This is a genomic window from Citrobacter sp. S55_ASV_140 (assembly GCF_018919505.1).
GTDB classification, from domain to species: Bacteria; Pseudomonadota; Gammaproteobacteria; order Enterobacterales; family Enterobacteriaceae; genus Citrobacter; species Citrobacter werkmanii.
This window is the reverse complement of sequence record NZ_JAHLQZ010000309.1, coordinates 1-3,075: the sequence shown is the minus strand read 5'-3', so window position 1 is coordinate 3,075 and position 3,075 is coordinate 1. Positions and strand designations below refer to the sequence as shown.

Genomic DNA, 3,075 nt, shown 5'->3' with positions numbered 1-3,075 from the left:
TCAATAAGCTGTATTTCGATCCAATTTTTCTTTTGTTCTGGCGCAGTTGCACTGCCAAACTCACCAGAATTTGAGGTTTTGGTTTCACTCACAGGGATTATTCCTTATCACTGGTTTTACTGTCCGGAAACTCAATTTTTACGGAGGAGGGTATTGCTGTGTATACTGGTATCGTCTGACCATTCTCATCTGATATCCCTTCATATACATCACCTTCAGCAGTCGTCATTCGATAACTAACATAAGGCATTATTTCTCCGGTCTTTTCACTAGTGATTGTGAAACCACCTTTATAACCTCGAGGCAGCTCCTCTACTGGAGTATTCAAACTTGTAGCCCCTAATTTCTGCACATTCATTGACTTCAGCAGGATATTATTCGGACATCCCAGTTCGATATTCCCCTCTTTCAACCGGATATACGCCCCACCACAGCTCAGCAAAAGCTCCTCGCTCGCATTCACGGTGATTTTCCCCTCTGTGCTGCTTACCGTAATATCATTCTTCGCAGTCATGCCCATTTCATCGTCCTGGGCCTGAATATCCACTTTTCCCTTTGCCGCATACAGCTGCATCCCCTGTCCCTGCGCATACAGGCTTACCGTATCGCTCGCCGCCACCGTAAATGACCGGCCGGTACTAATATCCGTATTGTGCGCCGACATTATTCCCACGCTGTCCGTTCCCGAGGACACCCGTACGGCCTTCGCACTCATCATCCCTACACCCGCTGGCGCATGCAGAATAAGCCCCGGCTGAGCCAGTTCCTCCAGCGCATCATTGAGCGTCTGCTGGCTCGCTGTGTCTCCCGCCGTTGCCTTTGCCGTCTCCGCTGACCGCTGCAGACTCCTTGCCAGTGACAGCGCCTGCTCAAGCTGACGTATCACACATTCCATCTCCAGCATCCGGTCCACGGCTTCCGCCTGCATCTCTGCCGTTATCAGAACCCCTTTACCGCCGCGTACCGCCACCCAGTCGTCGGTGCGCAGCTCTGCCCCCTCTCCCCGCAGCGCACGCTGTGCATCCACGTTATGCCCCAGATTAAGTTGCGTTTTCCCGCCGTAATCGGTACTGAGCTTGACGTGCTCCTCACCCCGTTTGTCCTCCATGCGCAGCTTGTTGTTCGCGGGCGTGCGGATGACGTTACGGGTATGGTTTGCCTGTGTCACGTGGTCAGGATGCCGGGAGTCATGCAGCACATGGGCGATATAGGGCCGGTCCGGGTCACCTTCATGGAACGCCACCGCCACTTCTGTGCCCTGTATCAGCGGGAAGTGAATACCGTAGGTGTCACCACCGTAGGGTCTGGCAAGGCGTACTGGCATACTTTCGTAGCCCTGCTGTTTCGCATCGCGGTCCGCATCAAACTTAACCCAATAAAGCCCGCTCTGATTTAAATGAGCATATTCATCATTCTTTTTCGGGCTTGAAACACGTGCCATTAGCGTGCCGCTAATCACTGGCCGCGGTTTGAGTGGAGGTCTCCAACAGCGCGTTTCACTGTAAATGGTCGCCATCAACACCACTTGTAGCGCTTCCTTTCGGCTTGCGCTGAATGAAACCGCCGTAACCAGCAAGCTGTTACGCACACTGGCAGGAAGCGTTGGGACAGGTGTCGATTCCGTAATATTCAGGACCTGAGCCGGGCGGAGGCTCACATCGGTTGATAATCCAGTGATTGTCGCTTGTGAGGAGAGATAACGTTCATGTTCCAGTCGCGCCCAATAATTCCCTGTCTCAGGCGCCGGCGAAACCTGATCACCCGTTTCAAGATGGCGTGGGCGATAGTGGTAAACATCCCCGTAAGTCACCCCGTCACCTTCACCGTAAGTCATATCGGCTTGTGCAGAAAATAATATTTTCTGAGCCTGGCGATGGTTATAATCCCCGGCTGTAACCGATGCCTGCACCGTAGACTCTTGGAACTGAATATCCCAGACTGAGTCGACTCCATTGTCATTCATTCCGGAGGGACTATTCAGCGGTAATGTTTTACCAAACTCCCATGCGCTTTGTTTGTCAGCAAAATAGATCACCTCTGTGCCAGCATCAGGCTGAAGTCGGAAGAAGAAGAATATTCCAACTTCAGAGAGCAGGCGTTCAATAAAAACCAGATCGCTCTCCTGATACTGATTAATTTGCTCTCTTTTGGGATATTCCATTACCAAATCAAAATTATATTCCCAGTCTTTTAAACCATGCTCCTGTAAAATTTGAGTAACCACTTCAGGAACTGACATATTAATAAAGAAACGGTGTGTGCGAAATTGGTTTTTCAGCAACGCGACAAAAGGTTCAATGATTATCTGGTAGATAGTCTGGTCTTTTGAACCACTGATACGATGGAAAGATGTCACAATACCATGTACGATTTTGCGGGCAGTTAACTCACTTAACTCCCCCATTCCCATAGTCAATGTCGTTGATTTTCTGAGTATTGATTCGACCGCAATATCTTTATCCTGGCTGGAAAAATGTACTACGTATCGATACAGCGAACTCATTTCCTCTGTACCATTAAAGTTAATAACATCCAGTACAGACTTGCATGAAGGGATATACAATTGATAACGATTCAGCGTATTTTCAGATATAAATGACATCCCGCCGCCAAGTGATTCATCCATTCCCATATATTTAACCCCTGTAAATTTATAAAGAGCCACTTCCAGAACAAAAACTTACCCTCAACGCATTGTTTTTATTAAACTGACCAAATCTTTTTTCTTGTTAGTGACAATAGAAAAAGTAAATCGATGATTATCATTTGATATCCAAAGTTCTTCTCTTCCATTATCACTATAATCATAAAGATGAAAGCCAAGACCTGTTAGATAATCACGAATAATTCCCACATCACCACCGTGAAAAATAACAAGATTTGTTTCTCGTGTACTTCCATCAGGAGAAATATATTCAAAGCGATAATTATTTGATATCCTTGGAGCCTGCTTGATATCAACATCAGTATAGAAATAGTAGTCAAAAAGATCGCTTTCCCGATATTCTAATTTATCTGGCCAGGCTATTAACAGCGGTGACAAGAAAATCAAAGCAATCGTCACCAGTATTATTT

At 47.1% G+C, this 3,075-nt stretch carries 2 protein-coding genes; both read right to left on the bottom strand.

The annotated features are described in order from the left end of the window. Positions 1 to 97: 97 nt before the first annotated feature. Entirely contained in the window at positions 98 to 2,632 is a 2,535-nt protein-coding gene (gene vgrG, locus KQJ18_RS22965; RefSeq protein ID WP_137347626.1) for a type VI secretion system tip protein VgrG, read from the bottom strand. Positions 2,633 to 2,686: 54 nt separating this feature from the next. Beyond that, the coding region (locus KQJ18_RS22960) for a hypothetical protein (RefSeq protein WP_216422838.1) at positions 2,687 to 3,075 on the bottom strand (389 nt) is incomplete at its 5' end.